Genomic DNA, 26,458 nt, shown 5'->3' with positions numbered 1-26,458 from the left:
TATGAAATAAAAGAATATGACTAATAGAAAGATAAACGTTTCAAAATGTGGTATATAAATAGTAAGTGTTCTAGAAGGAGGGAAGGAATTTTGACCAGATTTATCAGCAGATTGAAATTTTTATTTAACATCAGAAGGTCAGTTCCATTTTTGGTGGCATTTTTCAAATCACCAACAGTAAAGGTGTGGAAAAAGTTATTGTCTGTAGGCTTGATCTTTGGTTATATACTGCTGCCATTCGATTTGATCCCTGACTGGCTCGTCATATTTGGAATAGTGGATGATATCGCTGTGTTTACGCTGATTCTTCAGCAGATGATCAAGATGGCACCTGAAGAACTGAAAAACAAGTATGATATCAAATTGTAGAATTTGCATCAGTGATTGACAATTGCACTTCATTTGGAATATTATGTAGTTGTAAATATTGAATCTCTCAAAAGGGGAAATGTTGTATGTTAGGTGTCGTTCTTAACTAATCCGTAATTTTATACGGTCATTCATTAAGGCTGGGCAGAAAAATATCTGTCTCTCAATGCGTATTTAAGTATGCCTTTATGTCTGATAAGTTAAGAACAATGATCATAGCATGCAATCATTCGTCTGCAGCACTGTGTCCGATCAAGCACAGTTTTTTGTGTAATCTTTCACTGCTGAAGACCTGACCTTTGTATGATATCGAGAACCGTAATGGACATTGTTCATTACGGTTTTTTGTGTTGTTTTTACGGATTAGTTGAATTCCATGGGATGAAATAAGTACTAAATAGATTATTTTTAGCGGCCAAATAGATTGAAAAGTAACATTCAGTAAATGACTTAAAAAAGATTTCAGAGAGCGCTTAGACCAGAAAACAGCAAACAAAAAATATTTAATTATGGAGGAATAAAAGTTGAACGAAAATACATTGAAACAATTGGACTTTCAAAGAATTAAAGAAGAGATAGCAAGCTATGCACTAACCGATTCAGGAAAAGGGCTTGTCACATCGCTTTCACCTTCTTTTAATAAGAAGCAAATTGCTGCCTGGCTGGATGAAGTCACAGAAGCAGTAGAGATTTTAAATAAAAGTGAGAGTGTGCCGGTTCATGCTCTCGACGGAATTGAAATAATTCTTAGTGGGATGAATAAAGGAACGGCATTGAGAGCGGTGCAGTTTCAAAAGCTTCTTTTATTCCTGGATTGCTGCAAAAAATTAAAAAGGTTCATGAAAGATAAAGAATTCGTAGCCCCGAGAGTCTCGTCCTATGTCTATTCGATAGAGGACCTTCCAGGCTTATATGAGGAAATCAGCCGCTGTATACGTAATGGCCAAGTGGATGACTATGCTTCAAAGGAACTGCTTAAGGTCAGGAAACAAATCAGCATTAGGGAAGAACGCCTTAAAGAAAAAGTCAACAGTATGCTTAAATCCAATAAGTATAAAACGTATATTCAAGAAGCCATCGTCAGTCAAAGAGCAGGGCGCTATGTCATACCTGTCAAGAAAGAATACAAAGGCAAGGTAAAAGGAGCTGTGCTCGATGCATCGGCTTCCGGCTCAACCCTGTATATCGAACCTGAAGAAGTAGGTATACAGCAAGATCAACTGTTGTATCTGAAAATGGAGGAAGAATCTGAAGTGGAGAGTGTCTTGCTTTATCTGACAGGGCTGGTGCAGCAGCACGAAAAGGAACTGAAACTGGCAGTCGAAATCATGATCAATTATGACCTTCTCTTCGCCAAAGCCAAGTACAGCAGAGCTAAAGGCGGTAATGCGGTTGAACTTAACGAGTCACACTATATCTCTTTAAAGAATGCAAGACATCCTCTCTTAAGAAAAGATGCGGTTCCCCTGAATATTGCAATGGGAGGGAAGTTTCACGCCCTGGTCATCACGGGCCCGAATACGGGAGGAAAAACAGTTTCGATTAAAACAGTCGGGCTTCTCACGCTTATGGCTCAATGCGGTATCCATGTTCCTGTGGAAAAAGGCAGTCACATCAGCATTTTTCAGAAAATCCTCCTGGATATCGGTGATGGTCAAAACCTGCAGCAAAATCTTAGCACATTTAGTTCTCATGTGAAGAATATTATCGAAATACTGCAAGAAGCCAATGACAGAAGTTTGATTCTTCTGGATGAGCTTGGTTCTGGAACAGATCCTGGAGAAGGAATGGGCCTCGCAACCGCCATTCTGCAAAAATTGTATGACAAAGGAGCGACATTGCTGGCGACTACTCATTACAGTGAAATAAAAGATTTTGCAGACAGAGAAGAAGGATTCATCAATGGTTCAATGGAGTTCAATCTTGAGACACTGGAACCAACTTATCGTCTTATCGTGGGAAGAGGCGGCGAGAGCCAGGCATTCTCGATTGCTCTCAAGTTAGGAATGCATCCTGAAATTATTGAGGCTGCCCATAGAGTGACATATAAAGAGAACAGGAGATACGCTGGTGTTTCACATGATGATTATATGCGGAAAGAACAAGAAAGACAGGTGGCTGTCAACCGCTATGCGAGGAGAGAGCGCATCGAAAAAGAAACACCCAAAACAGAATTCCCTCAGTTTGTGATGGGTGACAATGTGAAAGTCAGCCCGGAAGGCGAAATAGGCATAGTGGAAAAAGGACCTGATAAAATGGGAAGTTACACTGTCTGGGTAAAGGGTGAAAAGAGAGAGGTTAACCATAAACGGCTGGAGCTTTATATATCGGCAAAAGAGTTATACCCGAAAGACTATGACTTTGATATAGTTTTCAAGTCAAAAGAGTATCGGAAAAAGAGCCATCAAATGAACCGGCGTCATGATGAAGAGACAGTGATTTATCATGATGAGCATAAATGACGGAGAGAAGCTGTGCCATTATGGTAAGTACTGAAAAACTACCGAATTTTATAATCTTTCTGTAATAACCAAAGAAATAGTCAACTAAGCTTCCTTCAATAGGAAGAAAAGTTGGCTTTTTTTTTGAAAGCAACGTATATGCTGCTCTCTTTACTTCATTGCTTGATAATCCTTTAATGATTTTAGGGTCATTGCCTATCGGAGCTGGAAGGGTCCTTTTTCATCTAGCCGATAGAAACATGCTGAATCAATCCAATGACCGGCAGCACTTATCCATGTGGTTCAGTATATTAGATAGAAAATAGAGGAAAAAAGTTCTCTTATTTACTAAAAAACATCGTTAAAAGCTAAAATAGGGGAAAAAAGTTCCCTTTTTTGACTGAATCCACTAAAAAAATGTGCTTTTTTATCATATAAAGGAAAAATGTTCCTCTATTTACCTCGAAATGAGCTTGAATTAAGAAATAAGGGAAAAAAGTTCCCTTATTTTTATCACTGGCCCCCAATTAAGAAGCGACACGCCTATTTCGCTATAAAGTCCATTCCATAAGGCAACACCCAAGTGGAGTGGGATTGTTAAACGGAAGCCTAGACTCTTTTATAATACCTGATGTGGAAACGACACCCTTCTTGCAATTAAAGCTTTTCTCTTGAGGGAGCAGCGTTTTTCTTTCAGGGTGAATTTTAGAGTTATATTCCGAAAAAATAACCAATGGTCCTGGATGCCGCTCAGGGGAAATTTACATAATTTTAAACCGTGATGGAGCGCGAATTTTGTTATAATGGCGTTGAGGATTAAAAAAGGTGGCAGTATGATGGAACCGAACAAAAAGGTAGATCTACCAATTGAAATAAAGAAAAAGAAATCCGCAATCCAGCGTATGAAGAAGCATGTTCACTCCGCTTGGAATTCTGTTGAGGAATCTTCCCGGAAGGCATGGAAGGGTGCTGCTGCCGGAGCTTTTTTTATGCTGATACTCTTTACAGCTTTTTTTGGTATCGGCTTGGAAACAGGATTGGGTCCTGTTATTGACTTTCTGATTGTGTTTATCCCTGGTTTGTTTGCGGCACTTTTGAGTCCGTATATTTTATACCCCTTTATTGTGCTTGTTAAAAAAATGAATAATCGATTTCTGGCTGTTGTCTTATCGTCAGCCATTCTTTTGATCGTCCTGTTAACGCAGGTAAGAGCAGCATATCAAATTCTGCCTTTGAGTTATGGGGTCATTGGGACCGGTATTTTGGCCGGGGGAGCCATCGGTTACTGGTGGAAGTCTAAAAGAACCAAGTTCTCTTCCTTGCTTGCACTTATGCTTGGTCTCGTTTGCTACACGGGATTCGCTTTGTGGTTATGGTCTCCAGGAATGGAGAAATATCCGGCTGCAGCCGTGGAGACAGAACCCAAATCCTTTAATGTGGAGGATCCATCTAAAAAGGGAAGATATGATTTTCGCACATTTACCTATGGAAGCGGGACGGATAAAAGGAGGCCGCATTTCGCAGATGAAGCAGATTATGAAACAGATCCGGTGAATGCTTCATTTATTACAGGCGGCTGGAATAAATACAGGACATGGTTCTGGGGGTTTGACCGGACGGAGCTGCCGTTGAATGGGACGGTTTGGATGCCTGAAGGTCCAGGGAAGTTTCCCCTTGTTTTGATGGTCCATGGCAATCATGTTATGGAGGATTTTTCTGATGAAGGCTATGCCTATTTAGGAGAACTTCTGGCAAGCAGGGGTTACATTGCCGTTTCTTTGGATGAGAATTTTTTAAATACTTCATCATGGTCGGGCAGCTTGAACAATGAAATAAGTACAAGGGCATGGCTGATGTTAAAGCATCTGAATCAATTTGAAAAATTTAATGAGGCTGAAGGTTCTGAACTGTTCAATAGAGTTGACATGAAGAATATTGCTTTGCTGGGTCATTCCCGCGGAGGACAGGCTGCCGCAGTGGCTGCAGAGTTCAATGAATTGGACCGCTATCCGAATAATGGAATGGTGTCCTTTCGGTTTGATTATAAAATCAAGTCTGTTATATCGATAGCACCAACCGATTATTTTACACTTGGAGATAAGCCTGTCCAGCTCAAAGATGTCAATTATCTGCTTCTTCACGGCTCATACGATAGTGATGTTTCTGAATACAGCGGCGACCGCCAATATGATGGACTGACATTCAGCAAGGATGGTGATTGGTTTAAATCTTCTCTTTATATTCATGGAGCCAACCATGGACAGTTCAACACTTCTTGGGGCGACAACGACACGTCAATACCGATGAACCTGTTCATCAATAAAAAGCCTCTTCTTGAAGGGGAGGAGCAGAGGCAGATTGCCAAAACCTATATTTCGGGATTTCTGGATGCCACGCTGAAGGGCAAGGAAGAATACAAACCAATGTTTCAGGATTACAGCCATGCACTTGACTGGCTGCCGGAGACCATCTATATCAATCGGTATAGAGATGCCCGGTTTCAGGTGATCAATGACTTTGAAAACGACTATGATTTAACAACCGGCTATAGTGAGGGAGTTACCTTCAAGGCTTCCAGACTTAAATACTGGAGTGAAGGTGTACTGAAATCGAGAGAAAATGACGACAGAGGGAATCATGGAGTTTACCTTAAGTGGGATGACAGCTATTCCGACCCCGGGAAATATCAAATGGAGTTTTCTGAAGAATATTTTAAAAAGGCAGCTATCACGGAAGACGATGTTTTCACTTTTTCAGCTGCAAGCATGGGCAGCATGAAAGAAGCTTCCGACTTCACCATCCGTCTCATAACAGAAAGTGGAGAAACTTCGGAGATTTCTTTGGGGAAATCCTTAAAGCTTGCCCCTGCGCTCCATATACAGCAAAGTAAAACATTGTTTTATCAGAAGGCACGATATGGAGATTCACATGAACCTGTCCTACAGACCTTCAGGATTCCCTTTGAAAAATTTGATTTGCCAATTGAAAAGGTATCTACAATTGAATTTGTGTTTGATAAAACACCAAAAGGCCATATTTACCTTGATGAAATTGGTGTGTTGGATGGTAATCAATAAAAGGCAGAAGCTCGGGCTCCTGCCTTTTTACTTTGAATTGTATGCCGGTTCCCCTGACTTGCCCCACTTTCTCTTTTTTAGTAATTTCACTTCCGATCGGTATTTTTTAAATCCGGTTTGGGAACTCTAGGTGGAGAAGATAAAGGAGGTCAGGATATGAAAAAATTACTGTGCTCAATGCAGGTGTTGATAATATTACTGGCAGGATGCACATTGAATAACGATGAGAACCTGGGACAAGTTGGGGAAGACGGTGGAATGGGAGTGCAGCAGGTCAAATATAACACGACCAACAACGGATCCAATAATATCTATGGTGATGCCAATCCAGCCGACCCTGCCTATGGGATGACAGACCGGATGGCAAACAAAGTGATGAAGCTGTATGAAGTGGAACGAGCTTATGTATATTCCAATGGTGCAGATGCTTATGCAGGAATAGTTTTGGAGAACCGGCTTGAAAAGAAGCTTGATGCTGATCTTCAAAAACAGGTGGAAGAAGCGGTGAAAAGTGTGGACAGTAATATCCGGCAGGTTTATGTCACAAAGGATCGTGATTTAGTCAGGGACATGAAAACCTACCGCGACCTTGTCCATAGCGGAAGACCTGTAGAAGACCTGGGAGAACGTATTGGAGAAAGAGCTTCCAATCTATTTCGGAATTCTCAATAGAAGAAATAAAAACCTTCCCTCTAAAAGTGAACGAATCTACTCTAGGGGTGCGAGTATCTAATAACACATATGAAAGCGCACTTGAACTCAAATTCAACGTGCGTTTTTATTGATTTAACAGTTTTTAGGCCGATTTCTATTCTTAGTTTTTCTATTCAATAAGCAGTGAGTCAAGGGTATGAATAAATTGGCGCTATCTGTCGGAAATAGTATTAATTTGCTGAAAGGTTTTAACAGCCTTCTGAATAAGAATAAGAGAAATTTTTTATTTACCCTTCATTGAAATCTTCACCCTGCTGTGTAAAAGATTGCAGCATTTATCAGCCTTTGGTTAATTAACAGAAGCTCACTTCGAACATTATTATTTGAATCCTCGTGCAAACTTAATATACAATTTAATAGAGAGAATTGTAATTAAATTGTTAAAGAGAAAGGCAAAGAGGGTGTATTAATGTCCAATGAAAAAGTTTACGAAGAATTCTGCAGCCTGATTCTTGAGAAAAGCAGCGAACTTGCTCATGAGGTTACAGAGATCCAGACAAAGAAGTATCCAGAAATGCAGTCCATATCAAATGACTTGCTTTCAATGCGGGAGGAATTGGTCAGCTTATTCGCCAAGTCTTTTGTGATGAGTAATGAAGACCGGAAGAAAAACTTCAAAGCATGGGGAAAGAAAGCTGGAACCCAATGCGCTACTTTAAATGCCAGTCTTGAGGAAATGCTGAATGAATTTCCTGAATATCGTACTATTTTGGGTGACTTGCTGAAAATACATGCGAAAAAACATGACCTGACGATCGACGGCTTTTATAATATGTTAAATATTCTTGAGACGGATATTGGAGATGTCACTTGTTATTTCAGCCTCCCATTCGTCGATTATCAAGCAGATCAATTAAGAAATTCAAAAGAAGCATTATTTGAGTTATCTGTTCCAGTCATTCCGATATCAGATGAGATTGCCGTGCTGCCGCTCGTAGGGGATATCGATACAGGCAGGGCAAAACTGATGCTGGAAAAAGCACTTGAGAAGAGCGCAAAACTGAAAGTCAAATATTTTATCCTGGATCTATCTGGTGTTCCCATTATTGATACGTATGTGGCACAAATCATTTTCCAGTTGATAGATTCATTAGAATTAATCGGGGTAGAAGCAAAAGTGACCGGAATGACTCCGGATATTGTCCAAACAGTGGTGAATCTTGGGATTGACTTTAAAAAGATCCAAACTTACTCCAGTTTGAAACAGGCAATCAATACAATAAACGGTAATGAAACTCAAAGGACTGTGTGACGGGGGAGCCTGTCACCAGTTTTTTCTTTTTTCATTTCTTCACAACCAAAATTTCCTCTATCGCTAAAACCTCTTTCTTATTAATGAACAACCTCTTCTTTTGCTAAACCGTTCACTAAAATGGTTAGTTTTAATTTTGATTAAACCTGATTTAAAGCTTTTTGCTAGTCAGTGTTGTGTTTTAATCCTATTTTAGCTTACTGCTCTTTTAAGCAGGAGGATTGGCGTGCTGTCTATTGTTAGGAACATTTTCCGTTTTTTTAAAGGCTGTTTTTTCATCAAAAGTTGCTTTCGGAAAAATTTCAAGTGGAACTCGGTTTTTTCTCTCTAAATAGGAAGAGCAGCTCTTTTCTTTCTTGCGTACCAGAGTATTTCCGCTCAATTGTGGTGTTCGAATTTGAAATTTATATAAAGCAGCAAAGTTTAGGAAAGAGCCTTGTTAAAACAACATGTTATTATTTTCTATTCTTCATAATTAAGATATACTTGAAAGGTTGACTATCGAAGATTGAAGACTTTTAAACTTTTGAACAGGAGTTGAATCTAGTGGGGAAAACTCTAAGCAAAGAGGAAACAAGGCGAACAGCCACAATGTATGGAGTCCTGCTGGCGATCAGTTCCGGCCATTTTATCAATGATACATTGCAGGCAGTGGTTCCTGCGATGTTTCCGATTGTAGAAAGATCATTGGGTTTAAGCTACACACAAATTGGCTGGATTGCTTTTGCGTTAAATATGACTTCTTCCCTTCTTCAGCCTGTCTTTGGATATTATGCAGATATTAAATCCCGTCCTTTTCTGCTTCCTCTTGGTATGCTGTCTAGTCTCTTGGGATTAATCGGCTTTGCTTTATCAAACAATTTTATTTTTCTCCTGTTATCTGTGTTGTTCATTGGATTCGGATCTGCCATATTCCACCCAGAAGGATCCCGGGTAGCCTACCTGGCAGCTGGGAATAAAAGAGGGCTGGCACAGTCCATCTATCAGGTAGGGGGAAATACAGGCCAGTCACTGGCTCCCATTATAACTGCATTCATTTTTGTACCTTTGGGCCAAAAAGGTGCCCTGTTGTTCACCTTGGCGGCAGGAATCGGCATCATTGTGCTTGTCCGCGTGTCTCAGTGGTATAAAAGAAGGCTGGCTGGCGAGGACGGATTTAGCAAGAAAAGACAGAATCAGAAGATGAAAGCCAATAATGGGATACATAAAAAAATTAAGATGGCCATGCTCCTGGTTGTCTTCCTTGTCTTTGCGAGATCATGGTATGGTGCTGGGATATCCAATTACTATCAATTTTATCTGATAGAAGATTATGGGCTTACCATCAGGGAGGCTCAACTGTATATCTTTACCTTTATGTTTGCTGGAGTATTGGGAACGTTCTTCGGAGGCCCCCTCGCAGACAGGTTTGGCAAGAGAAACATCATTTTCCTGTCAATGCTTGGCTCAGCACCATTGACACTCCTGTTGCCGTACTTGCCGTTGGACGTTGTCATACCGGTCTTTTTCCTAATTGGTTTCATCCTTTCCTCAAGCTTCAGTGTTACTGTTGTGTATGCACAGGAACTGCTTCCTCAGAAGATAGGCATGGTCTCAGGATTGACGGTCGGACTGGCATTTGGAATGGGTGCAGTAGGGTCCGTCCTCTTCGGAAGCCTGGCTGATTTATATAGTATCCGCTTTGTCATGATCCTCTGCAGCTTTCTCCCGCTTGTTGGAGTGTTGACGTGGCTGCTGCCTAAAGATAAAGAAATACGAGACTATCATGCCGTTTAAATGGAAATCCCTTGAGGCTCTGCGCAGCAGGAAGATGCGAAAGATGAGGAATATCTATTTAGTTTCTGAAAAAAGAATGTTGTTTTGATAGGGCTCTTTTCGAAAAAAATTATGCTGTATCATATAATTTTGAAGATTATCGGCTTAATTGTGCAAAACAACCTGTTAAACGATAATAAAAAAGCGGCTCTCCCTGTTTAGAGAGAAAAACTCCGGTTGAAGGGGAGAATGGGCGCTTGAAATTTTGCAAGCAGCAATGTATGAGAAAGCAGTTATAGATAAAAGGGAGTGACTATGCTTTTTATTTAAAAGAGTCTCATGTGGCTGGGTCAATCCACATCAATAAGTGCTTTTTATCTGGAAAAACAGAGTTAGGTAGAAACCATTGGGTAAAGATAAAAATAAAGAACAGGTTATATAGGAGGAATAGGTAATGTTCAGAGAATTGGAAGCAGGAACAGTCCAGGTTTTAACAGTAGATAGAGAAGTTGATTTTGGGTATTTTTTAACAAATGGAGAGGAAGATGTCCTGCTTCATCATAGTCAGGTAGATGGAGAAGTTGAAGTGGAGGACGAAGTGAAAGTTTTTCTTTTTCACGATAAGGAAGTCAGGCTGACTGCTACCATGCATATACCTAAGATACAAATCGGCTCTTATGGCTGGACAGAAGTAGTAGACGTGAATTCAGGCCTTGGAGTATTCGTGAATATCGGCCTGATGAAGGATATCCTGGTATCTTCCGATGATCTTCCCATCTATGAGGATTTATGGCCCGCGCCGGGAGACCAGCTTTATTTGTCACTGAAACCAGACAAAAACGGACGATTATATGGAAAGTTGGCAACTGAAAATATTATCGGGCAAATCGCAAGGCGGGCTTCACAGGAAATGTTGAAAGCCACTGTAAAAGGTCGTGTGTATCGACTGCTGAAAGTCGGGACATTCTTTCTTACCGAGCAGGGATACCGCTGTTTTGTTCACGAAAACGAAAGAAGAGAAGAGCCGAGACTGGGTGAATTGGTCGAAGGCCGCGTTATAGATGTTAAAGATGATGGCAGTCTCAATGTTTCTTTTCTTCCATTGAAACAAGATAAAATGGGCGAGGATGCAGATATCATCACAGACTATATGGACAGCAGAGGCGGATCGATGCCTTTGTGGGATAAAAGCCTGCCTGAAGAAATCAAGGAAAAGCTGGGTTTGAGTAAAGCTTCTTTTAAAAGAGCCATGGGTAAGCTGATGAAAGAAGGACGGGTCTACCAGGAAGAAGGATGGACCTATTATAAAAAGTAATAAGAGCAAGCGCAATGGCATATCGCCTTTGCGCCTTTTTTAGATTGAGTTTGATAATAAGTTGTGAAGTTTCTAATCTTTTTCTTTGGCTCTTTTCGTAAACTTTGTTGCTATTTAATACTAATTCCGAAAAAATGATCATTATCCTAAAAAATAATCTTGAATAACGAAAAGAAAAGAGCTACTTTCCCTCGATTAGACAGTAAACTCTTAGTATCCGGGATATCCGAAAGCAACAATATATGCGAAAAGAGCCTTTTCTTTATTTGTTCCGTTAGCCGAGAGCTGATGAGATAAGCCGGCTGTAAGAATAGAAGCGGTCCAATTAGTAGCATATTGCGGGCCGGTTTGCTGCCCAATGATAAGAGAAAATAGAGAGGAAGATGACCTGCAAGAGGGAAATGCGGCCCAATGAGAAGAGAAATAGAGAGTATGATGGTCCGCAAGAGGTAGATACGGCCCAACGAGAAGGGGAAAAAAAGAGTATAATGGCTCGTACCGGTCATTCACACCGGCTCTATTTGATTCTAGGCAAATTGTAAAAAAGAAGCCAAATCAATGGCTTCTTTTCTCATTCAATCATTCTTAATTGCAGACAATGCCGTCTCTGAATCTTGCCGTTTCACTTTTTTAATAGGGAGCAGCGTCCCGATCAGCGCTATCGCAGCTGACCCATAAAGCACGGCTTCAAATCCACTTAGTGCCACATAAGACAGAATTCCAAAGACAAGCAGGTCAAGTGCAGAATCAACAATCGAGAGCAGAGAAATCGTCGTTGCCCTGCTGCCTGAAGGAATAAGGTCGTTGCTGAGCTGAGAGTATATTGGATATCGGATCGCCTTGACATACCTTAAAAGGAAGAAAGCACCCAGTACTACCCAAAGCGTCTCGGACAGCAGGGCAGAGACCAGCAATCCTGCCACAGCGAAAAGGCCGGTCGCGTGCATAAGAATAATCCTTGAAAACTTTCCAGTAAGCCATCCAATCGAATTGGATGCGAAGAAACCTAGTGAAGCGGAACAAGCATACATAACACCCAGCAAATAAACCGGAAGTCCGGCATCTGTCATCAGCGGCTGATCAAAGTACCCGTAGACTGCCCCTGCTGGAATGAATACCAGTGTGACATTCAGGAACATCATCAAAAGCTGCGGCGCTTTCCGAATGACAGTCAATCCTTGTTTAACTTGAGAAAAAGGGTTCTCCCTGTAAGAAGTTTCAGTCTTAGGATTTTTGACGGTCATGACAAAAATGATTTCGACTACATGAAAAGCCAGTGACAACAGGATCAATAATTGAAATTGGTCATCTTGCAAATCTTTTGCAAGATAGGAACCAAAAAGAACGGCAAAGATAGAAGAAATGAAACCTGCAGACTGAATTTTTCCCATCGCCCTGTCCATGAAGTCATTTTCTTTGCTCTCCTTTAGAGAATCATAGATGAGCGCTTCATCAGCACCAGAAAAGAATGTGACCGAAAATCCATTTAAAGCACTATACAGAAAGAACATCCAAGGTTCATAAGCGAAGAGCAGCATGGTGATGCTCAAGAACTTCAAAATCGTCCCTGTTTTGAAAGATGCTTTGGCACCGAATCGGTCTGCGAAAATGCCTGTTGGCACTTCTCCGAGCAGCACTGCTCCGCTCCAAAACATCAGTACAATCAAGATATCGGAAGAATTCAATCCTCTTTCCATATAAAAAAGAGTGATGACCGGCTGCAGAAAGCTGATGGTGCCAAAAAACTGAACCCAAAATAAAGCGCGGATATTATGTGATGCAATCGTTTGTTTTTTCAATTTAACATTCTCCTGTTTCTATCAAATTTTTTTTAAATAGAAGGCAGGAGTGTGCTGTTAATCAGTTCGGATTTTATGGATATAGATGTCCGTTAAGTATCCTGAACAACCGTATGTTGACAGCAGAATTAACCCTTCACTCCTCCTTTGTGAGTTTGAACTGCAGTGAATGTTTTTAACATGTTTATTCCTCCTCTGATTTATCTTTGTATATATTACCATAATGTAGTAATTATCGGATACTAATTTTTGCCTTTATGTTACGCGGAGGAGCTGGCCCACACCGATTATTCTCAACTGAATATGTTAAATACGAATCTATCTTTAAGGAGGTCATCCATTTGAGTAAAGGTCAAGGTGGATATGCAGGAGGATTTGCATTGATCGTTGTGTTGTTCATTTTGTTAGTGGTCGTAGGTGCCGGTGCATTCGGCGGAGGATATTAATTTTTATAAGGACTCGGCTTATGGCCGGGTCTTCTTATTTTGCTTTTTTGATGAGGCTCTTTTCGTAAACTTTGTTGCTATTTGATACTAATACCGAAAAAAATAACCATATTAAGAGGAATGAAAACTGGTAACACCGAAAAGAAAAGAGCTACACTCTCTCGACAAGAGATAAAACTCTTAGTATCCGGGGGGAAATCCGGCTCTTGGGATTTTTCCGAAAGCAACAATATATGCGAAAACAGCCTTTTACGAAGCAGAGGAGACCGGGCGCCCGCCCCGCGGAGTTGCGTACCTGACTGGAACGGAAATCAACACGATTTCTTATAAATTGAAGTGAAAAAGGCGGAATCGCTCTTTGAAGTGAACGATTCTGCCTTTTTAAATTTTATATGGACTTTTTAGCGGCCTCGCAGGGAGCGTGAGTTTTTTCATATTGCTTATAGGTTATCATTTTGCTGCTTGATTTCGTCCCTGCCAACGATTTCATTGGCAAACTCGAGATCCTGGTGCTCATTAACAGAGTCCCCTGGATAAGGTTCATTCACATCCAGGTAAGCACCGTGACCTGCATAAGCACCCGCACGCAGATCTCCTTTTTTTTCAAATGGTTGATTTTTCTTCATTTAATCTCACCCCTTCTTTATTAGTATGACCCTCATTTCCCCTCTCAACTCAAGGGATCTGGTCAGTAGAGAGAGACAGCTTTGGAGGCGGGGGCATTGAAAACAGGAAAAGAGGGAGTAAGCTTGATGCGCTTCTCCCTCTTTTAAAAATAGTTAATGAATCTTATTTCCAGTTTTCTTCTATAAATTCATCACGGCCGGACTGGGCGCGGTCTTCTTTATACTCTTTAGGATTCTTTTTGTAAAAATCCTGATGGTAATCTTCAGCAGGATAAAATGGTGCAGAAGGTAGAATCTTGGTAACAATCGGCTTCTTGAAACGTCCGCTTTGTTCAACTTCTCTTTTTGATTCCTCTGCCAATTGACGCTGCTGCTCATTATGATAAAAGATGGCGGTACGGTAAGATTCTCCTCGATCTTGAAATTGTCCTCCGTCATCGGTAGGATCTATTTGAGGCCAATATAAATCAAGGAGCTGTTTGTATGGAAATAATGCAGGATCAAAGGTAATCTGAACAACCTCATAGTGACCGCTGTCTCCACTTTTGACATCTTCATATGAAGGGTCTATTACATGGCCGCCGGAATAACCGGAAACGACGGCATGTATTCCGGGAAGCTGGTCAAAAGGTTTCACCATACACCAGAAGCAGCCGCCTGCAAATGTAGCTATTTCAGTTTGTTTCATAGTAAGAGCTCACTCCCAGAATTTATACTTTCGTCTACTAAAGTGTTAAACGATAAAAGAATTTTATCACCAATTATTTTTCCCGACAATAAAAAAATCCTGAGAAGCAGTATTTTTTTGAACTCGGTGATGTTTAAGTTCATTTTTAAGGGGTGTTTTCGCATAAATTGTTGCTTTCGGATATCCTTGGATACTAAAATTTTTATCTCTTATCGAGGGAGAGCAGCTCTTTTCTTTTCGGTGTTACCAGTTTTCACCCCTCTTAATATGATTATTTTTTCTGAATTAGTATCAAATAGCAACAAAGTTTACGAAAAGAGCCTTATTAAAAGGTAAAAGTCATGAATGCTAATCAGCAATGAAGTTGGAGGGGTATGATATGGATAAGACATTAAAAGAGAAATTTGTAAAAACTTATGATGGAGAAGCACACCAGCGGAATGAAAGTGAGACACCGGAATGGAAAGATGCTGAAGGGGAAACTTTTCTCGGCTCGGCTGGATGATTGAAGAAGAGACATTTTCAGTATTGGATTTAGGCGCAGGCCCTGGGAAGGACAGCCTGTTTTTTCAAGAGAATGGAATCCATCCTTTTGCCGTAGATATTTCCCCTGAGATGATCAGTCTCTGCAGAGAAAAAGGGGTACAGGCAGAGGTGCTGAACTGTGATGAGGTTAATAAGCTTGGTAGGAAATTCGAGGCTGCCTGGGCGATAAACTCTCTGCTGCATATCCTAAAGAAGGACATTGAAGCTGTGCTGCGTACTGGACAAGAGAGGTCTTTTTTATCTGAGGGGATAATAAGGAAGGAGTATGGAAAGATGATCTTCATGAACCAGAGCGGTTCTTCTCGTTCCATTCTCCAACAGCTATCCAGCAGTTTGTTGCCCTATATTTTACAATCGAAAACGTTGTAGTGCTTCCTCCACATAGAGTGGGGTCTCAGCTGGAGTTACAATCGCTGGTTCTAGGGAAAAAGAAAGGGTAAGTAAGAATAAACTAGAAGGACAAGCAAAATGCTAGGACTATTAAATGAATGATATTTCATGTTGAGTTATCTTTATGGACAGGTTGGGGAAATGCTTAAAATCAAGAAGTAGTTTGAGGAGGGACTTTCGTGAAAAAAACATATGACTGCATCATTGTTGGAGGAGGGATCGCCGGGCTGCAGGCAGCGATCCAGCTGGGCAGGTATGAGCATGACATATTGGTTGTAGATTCAAGTGACGGCCGTTCTTCCATTTGCAGGTCTTATCACAATCTTCTGGGGTGGCCTGATGGAGTCAGTGGAGAAAAACTCCGCTCACTGGGAAGACAGCAGGCAGAAGCAGTTGGCGTCGAGTTCCAATCTGACCGCATCGTTACTGCCAGGAAAGATAAAGGGGAATTTATATTAGACGGAAAAGACGGATACCACTATGTCGGCAGGAAACTTCTGCTGGCAACCGGAATCATGGATAACATCCCGAAAATCAAGAACCTCCTTCCCTGTCTTGGACTGTCTGTCTATGTCTGTCCTGACTGCGACGGGTATGAAGTGAAGAATAAGAAAGTGGTGATACTTGGCTCAGGCGAAGCGGGTGCAGAGATGGCGCAGACCATTCACTATTGGACAGACGAAATCACTTATATCAATCATGAAAGCAAGGAAGTAACTGATGAAACGAGAAGAAAGCTTGAAGAAAGGAATATAAGGATTGTGGAAGGAAACCTATCAGAAGCAATCGTAGAGGGAGATAGTGACTTTAAGGGCGTACGTCTTAAGAATGGCGTGGAAATCACTGGTGAGAAAGGATTTATCGCTTTTGGAGGAAACAAGGTTCATACGGAACTAGCCCGGGAGCTTGGTGTGGAAATCCTGGATAATAAGCATATCAATGCCGATGCCCGTTCTAAAGAGACAAATGTAGAGGATGTATGGGCAGCGGGAGATATCGTGGCTCACTCTGAACAGGTTTCCACTGCAATGGGGGACGGATCAATCGCGGCAATCTGGATCCACAAGAAGCTTCTATTGGAAAAAAAATAAAAGAATCACTTTACAAACTACTGGATGTTTTTTATGATAATACCATACCTCATAATTCTAGGTAGGTGAAGGAATGTTTAATCGGGAATTGGTAAAAGGAAGTACCTCGCTGCTGCTTCTGCAGCTGCTGAATGAAAAAGACATGTACGGTTATGAGCTTGTAAAAGAAATGGAGAAGCGGTCCGAAAACAACCTTCATGTAAAGGAAGGTACGTTGTATCCAGCTCTGCATAAGCTTGAGAAACAGGATTATATTGAGTTTTATTGGCAGGAGCAAGAAAAAGGGCCGGCAAGAAAATATTACAGAATCACAGATGAGGGAAAAGAGATTTTGAAGGAACGGACAAAGGAATGGAATCGATTTGTCAAAATGATGAACAAGATGATGGGGAAGCCGGAACATGATTCAATCTAAAGAAGAATTCATAGGAGAGCTGAATTCCCTTTTGGTTGCACATAAGGATAAAGAGGATGTTTTAGAGGAATATGAAGGACACATTCTGCATCTTATGGAAGAGACCGGGGAACTTGGAAACGAGGAATTGACCGATCTGATTCATACCAGAATCGGTACACCAAAGGAAATAGCAACGATATGGAACGACGAGTGGTCCTTGACACCAGGCAGGACACAATGGCTTTTCGTATCGGCTAATATATTTTTATTTGCCGGCGGAAGCCTGTTGACAGTCCTTTATAATGTCTATTCTTGGGAATGGCTGCAGGATTTCTGGATTAAATTAACCAGCATCCCTGCCATCATCATAGCGGTGTATATTGTATTTTGGATACTGCTGGGTTATGAGATTGGAAAGGAATTCGGGTCCAAAGGGAAGAGCCTCTTAATGAAAATCTTGATTATGAGTTTGATCCCTAATCTGATTCTGATGAATCTTGTACTCTTTCATCTTATACCTCATGAATGGTTCGATCCGCTATTGAACTCATCATTCATATTGAGTTGTATCGCTTTTACCATCCTTTTGCTGCCAATCAGCTGGGCGGGGTACAGATGGGGAAGAAGAGCCTCCATATAAAAATGCTCTTTTTTTTTTGGAATATTACATAGAAATTCTATGTAAGTAGAATTACGACATAGGAGGCTGGAAGATGAAAAAAAGGAATTTTTTGCTGATCGCATGCTGCGTCGCTGTGGGAATTTTAGCAGAATGGTTACTTGTTGACCACACGTTTGGTTTAAATGTAGTTTTATTTGCAACGCTGTACTATTGTCTGTTTTATTGGCAAATGAAAGGTAAGCGCTTAATGAATCGAAAAATCGGATTTCTGCTCATGTTTTCCATTTTATTTCTTGCATTAAATTATTTTCTGTATTGGAATATAGTCCTTTATTTATTGAATCTCATTATCCTTCCGGGGCTCATTATCGTCCATTGTGTACTCATAACAAGAAAGAAGAGGGTGGACTGGAACAGCTTTGGCTTTATCGGATATATGTTCACATTCACATGCCAATGGATCGCGTTCGCTATAAGCAGGCTGCTTGTTCCTAAGAAAATCTTTGCAAGCAGGATGCAGGTGCAATCCTATAGAACGCTGAAAATGATAGTGCTCGGAATTTTCATCTCCTTGCCGCTTGTTTTCTTTACAGGACTTCTTCTTATGTCTGCTGACAGCCATTTTGCCCAACTAGTAGAACTGCTTCCTTTGCAGATGCTTGATTTTTCAATCGGAGATGAACTGGCACGCCTTGCTTTTATCCTGATTGTTTCATTGCTGTTATACTCTTTTGTTAGAATTTTGAGGAGGAACCATACATCTTATTCCACACAGAAGAGAGATAACGAAGTGAAGTGGGAAGGAATTATAGTCATTACGGTTTTGATATCATTGAATGGATTGTACGCATTATTCACCTTTGTACAGTTTCAATACTTCTTCAGCGATACACTTATATCAGGGTTAACGTATGCAGATTACGCAAGGAGAGGATTTTTTGAATTAATTGTTGTTACATTGATCAATTGGACCATTGTCGTTGCTGTTATTAAAACAATGGATATGAAAAGCAAAAAGATGAATGCGATAATTAATGCACTGCTCTCATTACTTGTGGGGATGAGCGGCATCATGCTTTATTCTGCAGGAATGAGACTGACCCTGTATGAGGAAGCATACGGTTTTACGATGGCAAGAATTCTTGCTCATGCTTTTATGGTATGGATTGGTGTCATTCTTACTTTTACCTTTATCAAAATCTGGTATAAGAGTCTTTCTCTAAGCCGATTTTATATTATCAGCACACTCGTATTCTATAGTGCTTTGAACATTGTCGATCTCAACAGGTTGATTGTTCAGAAAAATTTGGATAGGTATCAGGAGACAGAGAAGCTCGACTTGTTTTATTTACAACAGATTTCAGCTGCTGGTACTCTTGGATTGATTGAACTGTATGAAGAAAACCCTGATATGCCCGGGTTAAAGGAAGCACTCATCCAGGAAAAAGTGGAGGCCGAAAAGAATAAAGAGAGCTGGCAATCGAGCAATCTCGTGAGAAAACAAGAGAGGGAAGCGTTAAAAGATTTAGAGATCCGGTGATATGTCAATATACCTAGAATTACTATGTATTAAAAGTACTTAATCATAAAGAAATGGCTTAGTTTATTGGCTGTCCTCTCCTTCTTCCTGGCTTGTGATCTCTTTGGGCCCTATAATGTATTTCAGGATATGAACGCCAGCCAAATAGTCGAGGAAGAACAATATAAAATGGTGGTTATTAGAGATCCTCTTCAGAAGGCAGAGGATTTACAAAGGTAACAACTATTATTTTGTTACAATAGCAAGCAGCAGGGAATTTGTAGTGATACAGAACTAATTTTCAGTATTGAATTATCAGTGGGAAAAAATACAAGGCTGTTTTCTCCTAGATTGCTGCTTTCGAAAAAATCCCAAGAGCCGGATTTTTTCCGAATACTAAGTATTTCTTTAAACGGAAAGAGAAGCTCATTTCTTTCATGCTAACCCGGGTATTGCCAATGAAAGATGGAGTTATCTTATGGAATTTTTATTAAATAGCAGCAAAGTTGACGAAAATAGCTGTTTACAAAGAAGCTGGGGGAGATCATGATGACTAAACAAACGCTTATTTTTGATATGGACGGAACACTATTCAAGACGGACACAGTCCTTCTATCTGCACTGGATAAAACCTTTGATTGTCTGAGAAGTGTGGATGAATGGGAAGGAGGAACACCCATAGAAAAGTATTTGGATATAATGGGTGTGCCTTTACCTGAGGTGTGGAGGAACCTGCTGCCCATGCACGAGGAGGCTCTTCATGAAAAGGTCAACCGCATGTTCCATGTTCATCTCTTTCAGGAGATAAGGAATGGCAGCGGAGAACTATATCCCGGAATACTTGAGCTTCTTGAAGAACAATCAAAGGAGTATAGGATTTTTATAGCCAGCAACGGGTTAAATTCCTATCTTCTTGAAATTGTGAACTGCTTCACGCTGGATTCCTTGCTCAGCGGAGTTTACAGCATCGAACGGTGTCCATCCGGAAGAAAGGAGGATCTTGTGAAGATCATTTTGGAGGAAAATGAAATTTCTTCTGCCATTATGGTTGGAGACCGGAGTTCAGATATCAAAGCAGGGAAGGAAAACGGCTTATATACAGTAGGGTGTGCATGGGGCTTTGCCTCTGAAGGGGAGCTTGATGAGGCTGATATCATTATTAACTCTACCAGCGAGCTGGAGAGTGTGTTGAGAAAGCAAAGAGTTCAGCCATAGGGGCCTGCAAGATTAGAAGCTGGCTTGGGTAATGAAAGGGCGAAGAAACGTAAAAAAATGTCTCCAAGGGGCTGGCATGGGTACATGACAAGGGGAAGATACATGAGAAGATGTCCTCAAAGAGCTGTTTTGCGTACACAAAAAGCTGTCAAAGCATCAGAAAATCCCTGGGATTATGAATAGGCTGTCATGGGGAAACCATTAGTCGGCGGCCTTGTCATGGAGAAAAAGGAAAGAACAGCACCACTGTCCTTGTTTATGGAGTGCTGCTTCTCTCCGTATATATTTGATTTAATTCCAGCGGGCTCTAAAGGTATATTGGAGGAGTTGAAAGTCCTGACAGGGCAGTCTTCCTTAAGGAAGGAACAAATAGCGTGCAAGCTGGATCTTACTATCTCTGGGGGCCCCCGACATGCTTTATCATAAAATTTAAAAGGGGGAACAGGAGTAAGGCTGCCCCAATGGATTTCAGCCGCTTTTATCCTTTAATTATAAAACGCTGAATCAAATGAAGGGAAAAGTGAGATGAAAACCCCTGCGATTATCAAAATTTCCTCCACGTTCACGGTTTCAGTCATAATTAGATGCAGTACATGCATTTTCTGACCATTATAGAACCTGGGGGAATAGATAAATCCACCTGTCTCATTTTATGAAATTCCTGCAAGATGCCCTCTTGAAAAGTTAATATGGGTGAATCTAGGACACCAGATATCGTGACTGGTGTCTATTTTTTTGTTTTCTTTAACCCTGTTTCATAAACTTTGCTTCTATATGAGCAAAATAACCAAAATAAAACGAAATAATCTGGTGATAATGAAAGGCTCTTTTCGTAAACTTTGTAGCTGTTTGATACTAATTCCGAGAAAAAAACATTTTAAAAAGGGTGAAAACTGGTAACACAGAAACGAAAAGAGTTACTCTGAGAGATAAAACTCTTAGTATCCGGGGGGGGATCCGGCTCTTGGAATTTTTCCGAAAAACAATATATGCGAAAGCAGCCATCTTAAAAACTGTCAGCAGACAACAATATATAATAAGGAAGAAAAATGTCGTTATTTTAGGAGGGATCCTCTTAAACATGCCACAAAATAAGTATTGTTATTTTTATCTTTATACTATACAATCACTTAGTAGTTTAATAGTGAAACTTTTAGTGCAGAATTTCGTCTAATATACTAGAATCATGCAAAACATAACAAGGCTGAAATTCATGAGAGACACTGCGCTTGTATAAGAGACATGAAAAGGGCGTAAGTAATGGCTGATTTTTTCAATAATGCTGCTTTTGGATAGCTAATCTTCTCTTAGAAAAGGGAGGTTTGTTCTCAACTCGCCGGACGGCCTCTAAAGTGAAAAGATATAAGTTTTAGGATAAAAGCTAAGTAAAGAAGGTGCAATTATGAATTCACGAATGGAATTTAAAAAGAAAAAGAAGAGAAGAGGATTGAAACTTGTTCTTTTCCTCTTATTTATGATAACAGTACTAGTAGGATATGCAGGTTTTCAATTCTATCAAGGAACTCAAATGGCTTCTGGTGAAGGAAATACACCTAAAGAAGAGGATTATACATTTAATGGTGTTAAGGATAAACACGGCAGAATCAATGTCCTCCTCCTTGGAGTGGACAGCCGCGGAGAAGAGCAGTCCCGTACAGATACAATGATGATTGCCCAAATCGATCCTGAGACAAATGAAACGAAATTAGTCTCGTTCATGAGAGATATGTATGTTGAAATCCCGGGATACCAGAACTATAAGCTTAATACGGCTTTCTTCCTTGGAGGCCCTGACCTGCTGAGACAGACATTAAAGCAGAATTTTGATATCGATATTCAATACTATATGATTGTCGATTTTAAAGGATTTGAACAATCCATAGATATTCTTGCTCCGGAAGGAATCGAAATGAATGTCGAAAAAGCAATGTCGGAAAATATCGGGGTTTCTCTCCAACCCGGGCTTCAAAACCTGAATGGCAAGGAGCTTCTCGGTTACGCAAGGTTCCGTGCAGATGCAGAAGGTGACCATGGGCGGGTAAAAAGACAGCAGGAGGTCATCACAGCTGTGAAAGACGAAGCGCTCAGCATAGGAAGTGTCACGAGGCTTCCAAAGATGATTGGAGCAGCTCAGCCTTATATTGAAACAAACATGAGCAAGATGGACCAAGTTGGAATCGTTAAAGATATCCTTTTAGGTAACAGCGGCGATATCAATAAGCTGACAATCCCGGTTGCGGATTCGTATACGGATGGCTATTACCAGCAGGCAGGTGCAGTATTGGAAGTTGACTTTGAAACAAATAAAGCAGAATTACAAGAGTTTTTGAATCAATGATTGATGAAGGACCGGGGCTAACCCCTGGTCCTTTTATTTATAGTAAAGCCTGTAAGTGCAGGCTTCTGGAAAAAAAGAGTAAAGAAAAATCCTTGTTTAACGTCCTATCGTGGGAAAATCAGGGATTATTCTTGATCTGAATAGTTCACCGGAGGATGGTAGCGCTTTCACTCGTTAATTCAACCATATACACTAAACATTGTTCAAAACACTTGATTATGATTTTGTACGTGTTACGATTGTAAACGTTGAAAAAAGAGCGAACAAAAATACGAACACATAGAACTTATTGGGAGAGGATATATTTGCTAAACAAACAAAAGGTTGCTTTTCTAGGTGCAGGTAATATGGCAGAGGCCATGATTTCAGGAATGGTTGAATCCAATGCAATTCCAACAGAACAAATTATCGTATCAAACAGAAGCAATCAAGGGCGTTTACAAGAACTGAAAGCAAAATACGATATAACAGCCATGACAAAAGATAAATTGAAATTTGAAGAAATAGATATGCTGATCCTTGCTATGAAACCAAAGGATATTGATGCTGTACTGAAATCAATTAGAGATCTTGTCAGTCCGCATACGGTTGTACTTTCCGTTTTGGCGGGGATTACCACAGAACATATGGAAGAAGGGCTTCCGCAAGGACAAAAAGTCATTCGGGTCATGCCTAACACATCCAGCATGATGAGAGAATCCGCTACAGCTATTGCAGCAGGAGAGTATACAGATGATGAGGACATGAAACTTGCTGAAGAATTATTGAATTCCATCGGCGAAGTATATACGATCCAAGAAGAAAAAATGGATATCTTCACCGGAATTGCCGGAAGTGGACCTGCTTACTTCTACTATCTAATGGAACATATCGAAAAAGCCGGTAAAGACAGCGGCCTTGAGCCGGAAGTAGCGCGTCAAATCGGAGCTCAAACCATCTTAGGTGCAGCAAAGATGATCATGGAACGTGAAGAAACACCCGCACAGTTACGACAAAATGTAACATCCCCGAATGGAACCACAGCAGCAGGACTGGATGCACTAGAGAAATTTGGCGGAGGAGAAGCTATCGCTCAAGCTGTTAAAGGTGCTGAAAAACGTTCAAAAGAAATCAGTTCCCAATTCAAAAAGGTACTTGTTGCCAACTAATGATTAATAAAGCCTGATCCTCGGCTCAATTTTTACAGCTGAGGGGGGCTTCTTAACGCTTGATTATTTTAGTCGTTTAACGCACTAAAGCGATGTAAGGGACAGTCCCTCTTAGTGCTTTAGAGTAATAAAAGAAATATTTAAAACTATCTTAACAGGAGTGATATGATGTCTCCGGACACCAAGAAGAAGCGAATCGTAATCAAAATTGGAAGCAGTTCCTTAACAAGCCTTCACGGGGAGATGAGCCGCAGAAAGCTGGAGCGTCTTACAGACGAAGTCGTACGCTTGAAAGATGATGGTCATGAAGTGCTGCTTGTATCTTCTGGGGCAGTAGCAGCAGGATACAGAAAGTTAGGCTGCTTGACCCGTCCCAGTACGCTGCCGGAAAAGCAGGCAGCCGCATCTATCGGTCAAGGATTGTTAATCGAAGCTTACTCTGATTTATTCTTATCGAATGGTTATGTGGCTTCTCAAATACTCATCACAAGAAGCGACTTCTCTGATGAGAGCAGATATAACAATGCAAAAAACACAATAAATGTTCTGCTCGAGCGCGGGATTATTCCAATTGTCAACGAAAATGATACAGTCACCATTGATCGTCTGAAATTTGGTGATAACGATACGCTATCTGCGAAAGTTGCAGGACTGGTAAATGCCGATCAATTAATCATCCTTTCCGATATTGATGGACTTTACAATGATGATCCACGTAAAAATCCGAATGCTGAACTTCTTGAAGAAGTTAATGAAATAACGCAGGACATTGAAGATATGGCAGGAGAACCAGGAAGTTCAGTAGGTACAGGCGGCATGCGCTCCAAAATCGACGCGTTTAAAATCGCTATGGCCTCAGGAATTCCATCTTTCCTAGGAAAATCAGGTGTATCTAACATTATTTATGATGCAGTTCAAAATGATGCAAAAGGTACCTATTTTAAAACAAAAGAAGATGTAGTGAACCTTAATACCAAGAAACAATGGATTGCCTTTAACTCAGGACCAGAAGGCGAAATCACCATCGATAATGAATCAAGGGACTCTATTCTTGAAAGCAAGAAAAGCCTTGATGCTTCGGGCATTTATTCCGTCAAAGGCCGCTTCAAGAGCGGTGCAGTTATCCGGATTGCCGATTTAAACGGAGAAGAAATCGGTCTGGGTGTCGTCAATTATGGTTCCGAAGAATTAAAAAAATTCAATGGAATGACAGACGAAGAGCTCGAAAAATATGAAAATGCGGCAGTAGAATTCGATCATTTGGTATGTCACGTAGAAGTGCCGATTCCTGTAGGATTATAGCAGAGATCTTACAGCCGAATATAGAAATACTCCTGTGCAAAGAGTTTTACCAAAGTCTAAACAGAAAACACTTTAAACTTAGATAGTAACAATAAAATATAATTTATGGAGGAATTGGATGACTCTAACCACTAACAGAACGAACGTTGAAGAACAAGCTATCGCAGCAAAGAAAGCCGCGAAATCACTTTCACTGCTAACAACTGAAGAGAAGAATGAAGCTTTGATGACTCTCGCTTCAACATTGGAAGAACAGTTTGAAACCATTTTGGAAGCTAATGAAAAAGATCTTTCAAGAGGCCGTGAAAAAGGATTCGATGAAGCATTCATGGATCGCCTGTCACTTTCGAAAGAACGCATTTTTGACTTCGCAAATGGTCTACGTGAAGTTGCGGAGCTTGAAGACCCGACCGGCTTAACTGTCAGCGAGTGGACACTTGAAAACGGCTTGGATGTCGCTAAAGTCACAGTGCCGCTAGGCGTAATCGGCATGATTTATGAAGCGCGTCCAAACGTTACAGTTGATGCAACAGGATTGGCTTTGAAATCAGGTAACAGCATCGTGCTTAAGGGGGGATCCAATGCAATCACTTCTAACAAAGCAATTGTGGATGTTATGCATAATGCCCTTGAAAAAACTCAAATATCAAAAGAAGCAGTTCAGTTCATCAATACAACTGATCGTGAAGCGACTCAGCAGCTGTTCACCATGAAAGAACATGTAGATGTACTAATTCCACGCGGTGGCGGAGCACTGATTAATGCAGTCGTCAATAATGCAACCGTTCCTGTTCTTGAAACCGGTGTAGGTAACTGCCACATCTACATTGATAAAGATGCAGATGTCCAAATGGCACTGAATATCCTTGTGAATGCAAAAACAGACCGTCCAGCTGTTTGTAATGCTGCGGAAACAGTCATCATCCATCAGGAATGGCTGGCAGCTAATAAAGACCGTTTAATTGAGACACTTAGAAATCATAATATCTCAGCATATGGTGATGAGCGTGCTTGTGAAACAATTCCGGGCTGCACTCCTGCTGGAGAAGAAGACTGGGCGAATGAATACCTAAGCTTGGATATTGCTGTCAAAACAGTCTCAGCCACAGCTGATGCCATCAATCACATAGAGCAGTATGGTACAAAGCACTCAGAAGCCATCATCACTGAGAATGCCGAGACGGCCAAACTGTTTATGACGCTTGTAGACGCAGCTGCCATTTATCATAATGCATCCACCCGCTTTACTGACGGAGGAGCACTTGGGTTCGGCGCTGAAATCGGTATTTCAACCCAGAAATTGCATGCACGCGGACCAATGGGACTGCCTGCATTAACCACTGTAAAATATATGATGAGTGGTAACGGTCAAATTCGATAAGTATCAATAGAGAATGTCCCTTGTATT

Annotated in this window: 22 protein-coding genes; 19 read left to right on the top strand and 3 right to left on the bottom strand. The window is 40.8% G+C overall.

The window, feature by feature from the left end:
* Positions 1 to 90 precede the first annotated feature (90 nt).
* The 7 genes from FZC78_RS04115 to FZC78_RS04085 all read left to right on the top strand — a co-directional run bounded on the left by FZC78_RS04115 (position 91) and on the right by FZC78_RS04085 (position 10,923).
* Positions 91 to 369 (top strand): YkvA family protein, encoded by a 279-nt coding sequence (locus tag FZC78_RS04115; protein ID WP_148938386.1) that lies wholly within the window; start codon positions 91 to 93, stop codon positions 367 to 369.
* A gap of 524 nt (positions 370 to 893) precedes the next feature.
* Positions 894 to 2,831 carry an endonuclease MutS2 gene (locus FZC78_RS04110; protein ID WP_148938385.1) on the top strand — a complete coding sequence of 646 codons (1,938 nt, stop codon included), beginning with the start codon at positions 894 to 896 and terminating at the stop codon, positions 2,829 to 2,831.
* 812 nt (positions 2,832 to 3,643) lie between these two features.
* Positions 3,644 to 5,887 carry a poly(ethylene terephthalate) hydrolase family protein gene (locus FZC78_RS04105; RefSeq protein WP_187444793.1) on the top strand — a complete coding sequence of 748 codons (2,244 nt, stop codon included), beginning with the start codon at positions 3,644 to 3,646 and terminating at the stop codon, positions 5,885 to 5,887.
* A 156-nt stretch (positions 5,888 to 6,043) separates the two neighbouring features.
* Positions 6,044 to 6,559, top strand: coding sequence for a YhcN/YlaJ family sporulation lipoprotein (locus FZC78_RS04100; RefSeq protein WP_148938383.1), 516 nt, complete (start codon positions 6,044 to 6,046; stop codon positions 6,557 to 6,559).
* Positions 6,560 to 7,010: 451 nt separating this feature from the next.
* Positions 7,011 to 7,853, top strand: coding sequence for an STAS domain-containing protein (locus tag FZC78_RS04095; RefSeq protein WP_148938382.1), 843 nt, complete (start codon positions 7,011 to 7,013; stop codon positions 7,851 to 7,853).
* A 591-nt stretch (positions 7,854 to 8,444) separates the two neighbouring features.
* Positions 8,445 to 9,629, top strand: coding sequence for an MFS transporter (locus tag FZC78_RS04090; protein WP_148938799.1), 1,185 nt, complete (start codon positions 8,445 to 8,447; stop codon positions 9,627 to 9,629).
* A 433-nt stretch (positions 9,630 to 10,062) separates the two neighbouring features.
* A complete protein-coding gene (locus FZC78_RS04085; RefSeq protein ID WP_148938381.1) occupies positions 10,063 to 10,923 on the top strand; it encodes a CvfB family protein in 861 nt (286 codons plus the stop codon).
* A gap of 575 nt (positions 10,924 to 11,498) precedes the next feature.
* Here the strand turns inward: FZC78_RS04085 and FZC78_RS04080 are convergent.
* Positions 11,499 to 12,722 (bottom strand): MFS transporter, encoded by a 1,224-nt coding sequence (locus FZC78_RS04080; protein ID WP_148938380.1) that lies wholly within the window; start codon positions 12,720 to 12,722, stop codon positions 11,499 to 11,501.
* A gap of 341 nt (positions 12,723 to 13,063) precedes the next feature.
* Between FZC78_RS04080 and FZC78_RS24120 the strand changes: the two genes are divergently transcribed.
* On the top strand, positions 13,064 to 13,168 hold the full coding sequence (locus FZC78_RS24120; protein WP_252183496.1) for a YjcZ family sporulation protein: 105 nt from the start codon (positions 13,064 to 13,066) through the stop codon (positions 13,166 to 13,168).
* A 440-nt stretch (positions 13,169 to 13,608) separates the two neighbouring features.
* Here the strand turns inward: FZC78_RS24120 and FZC78_RS04070 are convergent, their stop codons facing one another.
* The gene (locus tag FZC78_RS04070; RefSeq protein WP_148938378.1) at positions 13,609 to 13,794 is read right to left on the bottom strand and encodes a hypothetical protein; all 186 of its coding nucleotides are present in this window, start codon (positions 13,792 to 13,794) and stop codon (positions 13,609 to 13,611) included.
* Between the two features lie 163 nt (positions 13,795 to 13,957).
* The gene (gene msrA, locus FZC78_RS04065; RefSeq protein ID WP_148938377.1) at positions 13,958 to 14,482 is read right to left on the bottom strand and encodes a peptide-methionine (S)-S-oxide reductase MsrA; all 525 of its coding nucleotides are present in this window, start codon (positions 14,480 to 14,482) and stop codon (positions 13,958 to 13,960) included.
* A gap of 379 nt (positions 14,483 to 14,861) precedes the next feature.
* On the opposite strand from msrA, the gene FZC78_RS24500 reads away from it, so the two are divergent.
* The 11 genes from FZC78_RS24500 to FZC78_RS04015 all read left to right on the top strand — a co-directional run bounded on the left by FZC78_RS24500 (position 14,862) and on the right by FZC78_RS04015 (position 26,431).
* Complete coding sequence (locus FZC78_RS24500) at positions 14,862 to 14,987, top strand: hypothetical protein (RefSeq protein WP_286365468.1); 126 nt, start codon at positions 14,862 to 14,864, stop codon at positions 14,985 to 14,987.
* A gap of 23 nt (positions 14,988 to 15,010) precedes the next feature.
* Entirely contained in the window at positions 15,011 to 15,397 is a 387-nt protein-coding gene (locus FZC78_RS04060) for a class I SAM-dependent methyltransferase (RefSeq protein WP_187444792.1), read from the top strand.
* Positions 15,398 to 15,597: 200 nt separating this feature from the next.
* Entirely contained in the window at positions 15,598 to 16,509 is a 912-nt protein-coding gene (locus tag FZC78_RS04055) for an NAD(P)/FAD-dependent oxidoreductase (RefSeq protein WP_148938375.1), read from the top strand.
* 73 nt (positions 16,510 to 16,582) lie between these two features.
* On the top strand, positions 16,583 to 16,924 hold the full coding sequence (locus FZC78_RS04050) for a PadR family transcriptional regulator (protein ID WP_148938374.1): 342 nt from the start codon (positions 16,583 to 16,585) through the stop codon (positions 16,922 to 16,924).
* Positions 16,911 to 17,546: an HAAS signaling domain-containing protein gene (locus FZC78_RS04045; RefSeq protein WP_148938373.1), complete on the top strand. Its 636-nt coding sequence runs from the start codon at positions 16,911 to 16,913 to the stop codon at positions 17,544 to 17,546. The genes FZC78_RS04050 and FZC78_RS04045 overlap by 14 nt, the downstream gene beginning before the upstream one ends.
* A 73-nt stretch (positions 17,547 to 17,619) precedes the next feature.
* Positions 17,620 to 19,068 (top strand): DUF4153 domain-containing protein, encoded by a 1,449-nt coding sequence (locus FZC78_RS04040; RefSeq protein ID WP_148938372.1) that lies wholly within the window; start codon positions 17,620 to 17,622, stop codon positions 19,066 to 19,068.
* Between the two features lie 525 nt (positions 19,069 to 19,593).
* Positions 19,594 to 20,262 carry an HAD hydrolase-like protein gene (locus FZC78_RS04035; protein ID WP_252183495.1) on the top strand — a complete coding sequence of 223 codons (669 nt, stop codon included), beginning with the start codon at positions 19,594 to 19,596 and terminating at the stop codon, positions 20,260 to 20,262.
* Positions 20,263 to 21,664: 1,402 nt separating this feature from the next.
* Positions 21,665 to 22,600 carry an LCP family protein gene (locus FZC78_RS04030; protein ID WP_148938371.1) on the top strand — a complete coding sequence of 312 codons (936 nt, stop codon included), beginning with the start codon at positions 21,665 to 21,667 and terminating at the stop codon, positions 22,598 to 22,600.
* Positions 22,601 to 22,905: 305 nt separating this feature from the next.
* A complete protein-coding gene (gene proC / locus FZC78_RS04025) occupies positions 22,906 to 23,748 on the top strand; it encodes a pyrroline-5-carboxylate reductase (protein WP_148938370.1) in 843 nt (280 codons plus the stop codon).
* Positions 23,749 to 23,916: 168 nt separating this feature from the next.
* A complete protein-coding gene (gene proB / locus FZC78_RS04020) occupies positions 23,917 to 25,050 on the top strand; it encodes a glutamate 5-kinase (protein ID WP_148938797.1) in 1,134 nt (377 codons plus the stop codon).
* A 118-nt stretch (positions 25,051 to 25,168) separates the two neighbouring features.
* A complete protein-coding gene (locus tag FZC78_RS04015; protein ID WP_148938369.1) occupies positions 25,169 to 26,431 on the top strand; it encodes a glutamate-5-semialdehyde dehydrogenase in 1,263 nt (420 codons plus the stop codon).
* The last annotated feature ends 27 nt before the right edge of the window (positions 26,432 to 26,458 follow it).

This window comes from Rossellomorea vietnamensis, from assembly GCF_008180415.1.
In the GTDB taxonomy this organism is placed as follows: domain Bacteria; phylum Bacillota; class Bacilli; order Bacillales; family Bacillaceae_B; genus Rossellomorea; species Rossellomorea vietnamensis_C.
Note: the sequence above shows the minus strand (reverse complement) of the source record. Positions and strands in the feature narration are given on the sequence as shown.

Excerpts from the sequence above, each read along its gene's own strand:
- FZC78_RS04100 (WP_148938383.1), top strand. The coding sequence starts at position 6,044 with ATGAAAAAATTACTGTGCTCAATGCAGGTGTTGATAATATTACTGGCA.
- FZC78_RS04050 (WP_148938374.1), top strand. The coding sequence starts at position 16,583 with ATGTTTAATCGGGAATTGGTAAAAGGAAGTACCTCGCTGCTGCTTCTG.
- FZC78_RS04085 (WP_148938381.1), top strand. The coding sequence starts at position 10,063 with ATGTTCAGAGAATTGGAAGCAGGAACAGTCCAGGTTTTAACAGTAGAT.
- FZC78_RS04105 (WP_187444793.1), top strand. The coding sequence starts at position 3,644 with ATGATGGAACCGAACAAAAAGGTAGATCTACCAATTGAAATAAAGAAA.
- FZC78_RS24500 (WP_286365468.1), top strand. The coding sequence starts at position 14,862 with ATGGATAAGACATTAAAAGAGAAATTTGTAAAAACTTATGATGGAGAA.
- FZC78_RS04015 (WP_148938369.1), top strand. The coding sequence starts at position 25,169 with ATGACTCTAACCACTAACAGAACGAACGTTGAAGAACAAGCTATCGCA.
- msrA (WP_148938377.1), bottom strand. The coding sequence starts at position 14,482 with ATGAAACAAACTGAAATAGCTACATTTGCAGGCGGCTGCTTCTGGTGT.
- FZC78_RS04030 (WP_148938371.1), top strand. The coding sequence starts at position 21,665 with ATGAATTCACGAATGGAATTTAAAAAGAAAAAGAAGAGAAGAGGATTG.
- FZC78_RS04040 (WP_148938372.1), top strand. The coding sequence starts at position 17,620 with ATGAAAAAAAGGAATTTTTTGCTGATCGCATGCTGCGTCGCTGTGGGA.
- FZC78_RS04035 (WP_252183495.1), top strand. The coding sequence starts at position 19,594 with ATGATGACTAAACAAACGCTTATTTTTGATATGGACGGAACACTATTC.
- FZC78_RS04045 (WP_148938373.1), top strand. The coding sequence starts at position 16,911 with ATGATTCAATCTAAAGAAGAATTCATAGGAGAGCTGAATTCCCTTTTG.
- FZC78_RS04090 (WP_148938799.1), top strand. The coding sequence starts at position 8,445 with ATGTATGGAGTCCTGCTGGCGATCAGTTCCGGCCATTTTATCAATGAT.
- FZC78_RS04095 (WP_148938382.1), top strand. The coding sequence starts at position 7,011 with ATGTCCAATGAAAAAGTTTACGAAGAATTCTGCAGCCTGATTCTTGAG.
- proB (WP_148938797.1), top strand. The coding sequence starts at position 23,917 with ATGTCTCCGGACACCAAGAAGAAGCGAATCGTAATCAAAATTGGAAGC.
- FZC78_RS04070 (WP_148938378.1), bottom strand. The coding sequence starts at position 13,794 with ATGAAGAAAAATCAACCATTTGAAAAAAAAGGAGATCTGCGTGCGGGT.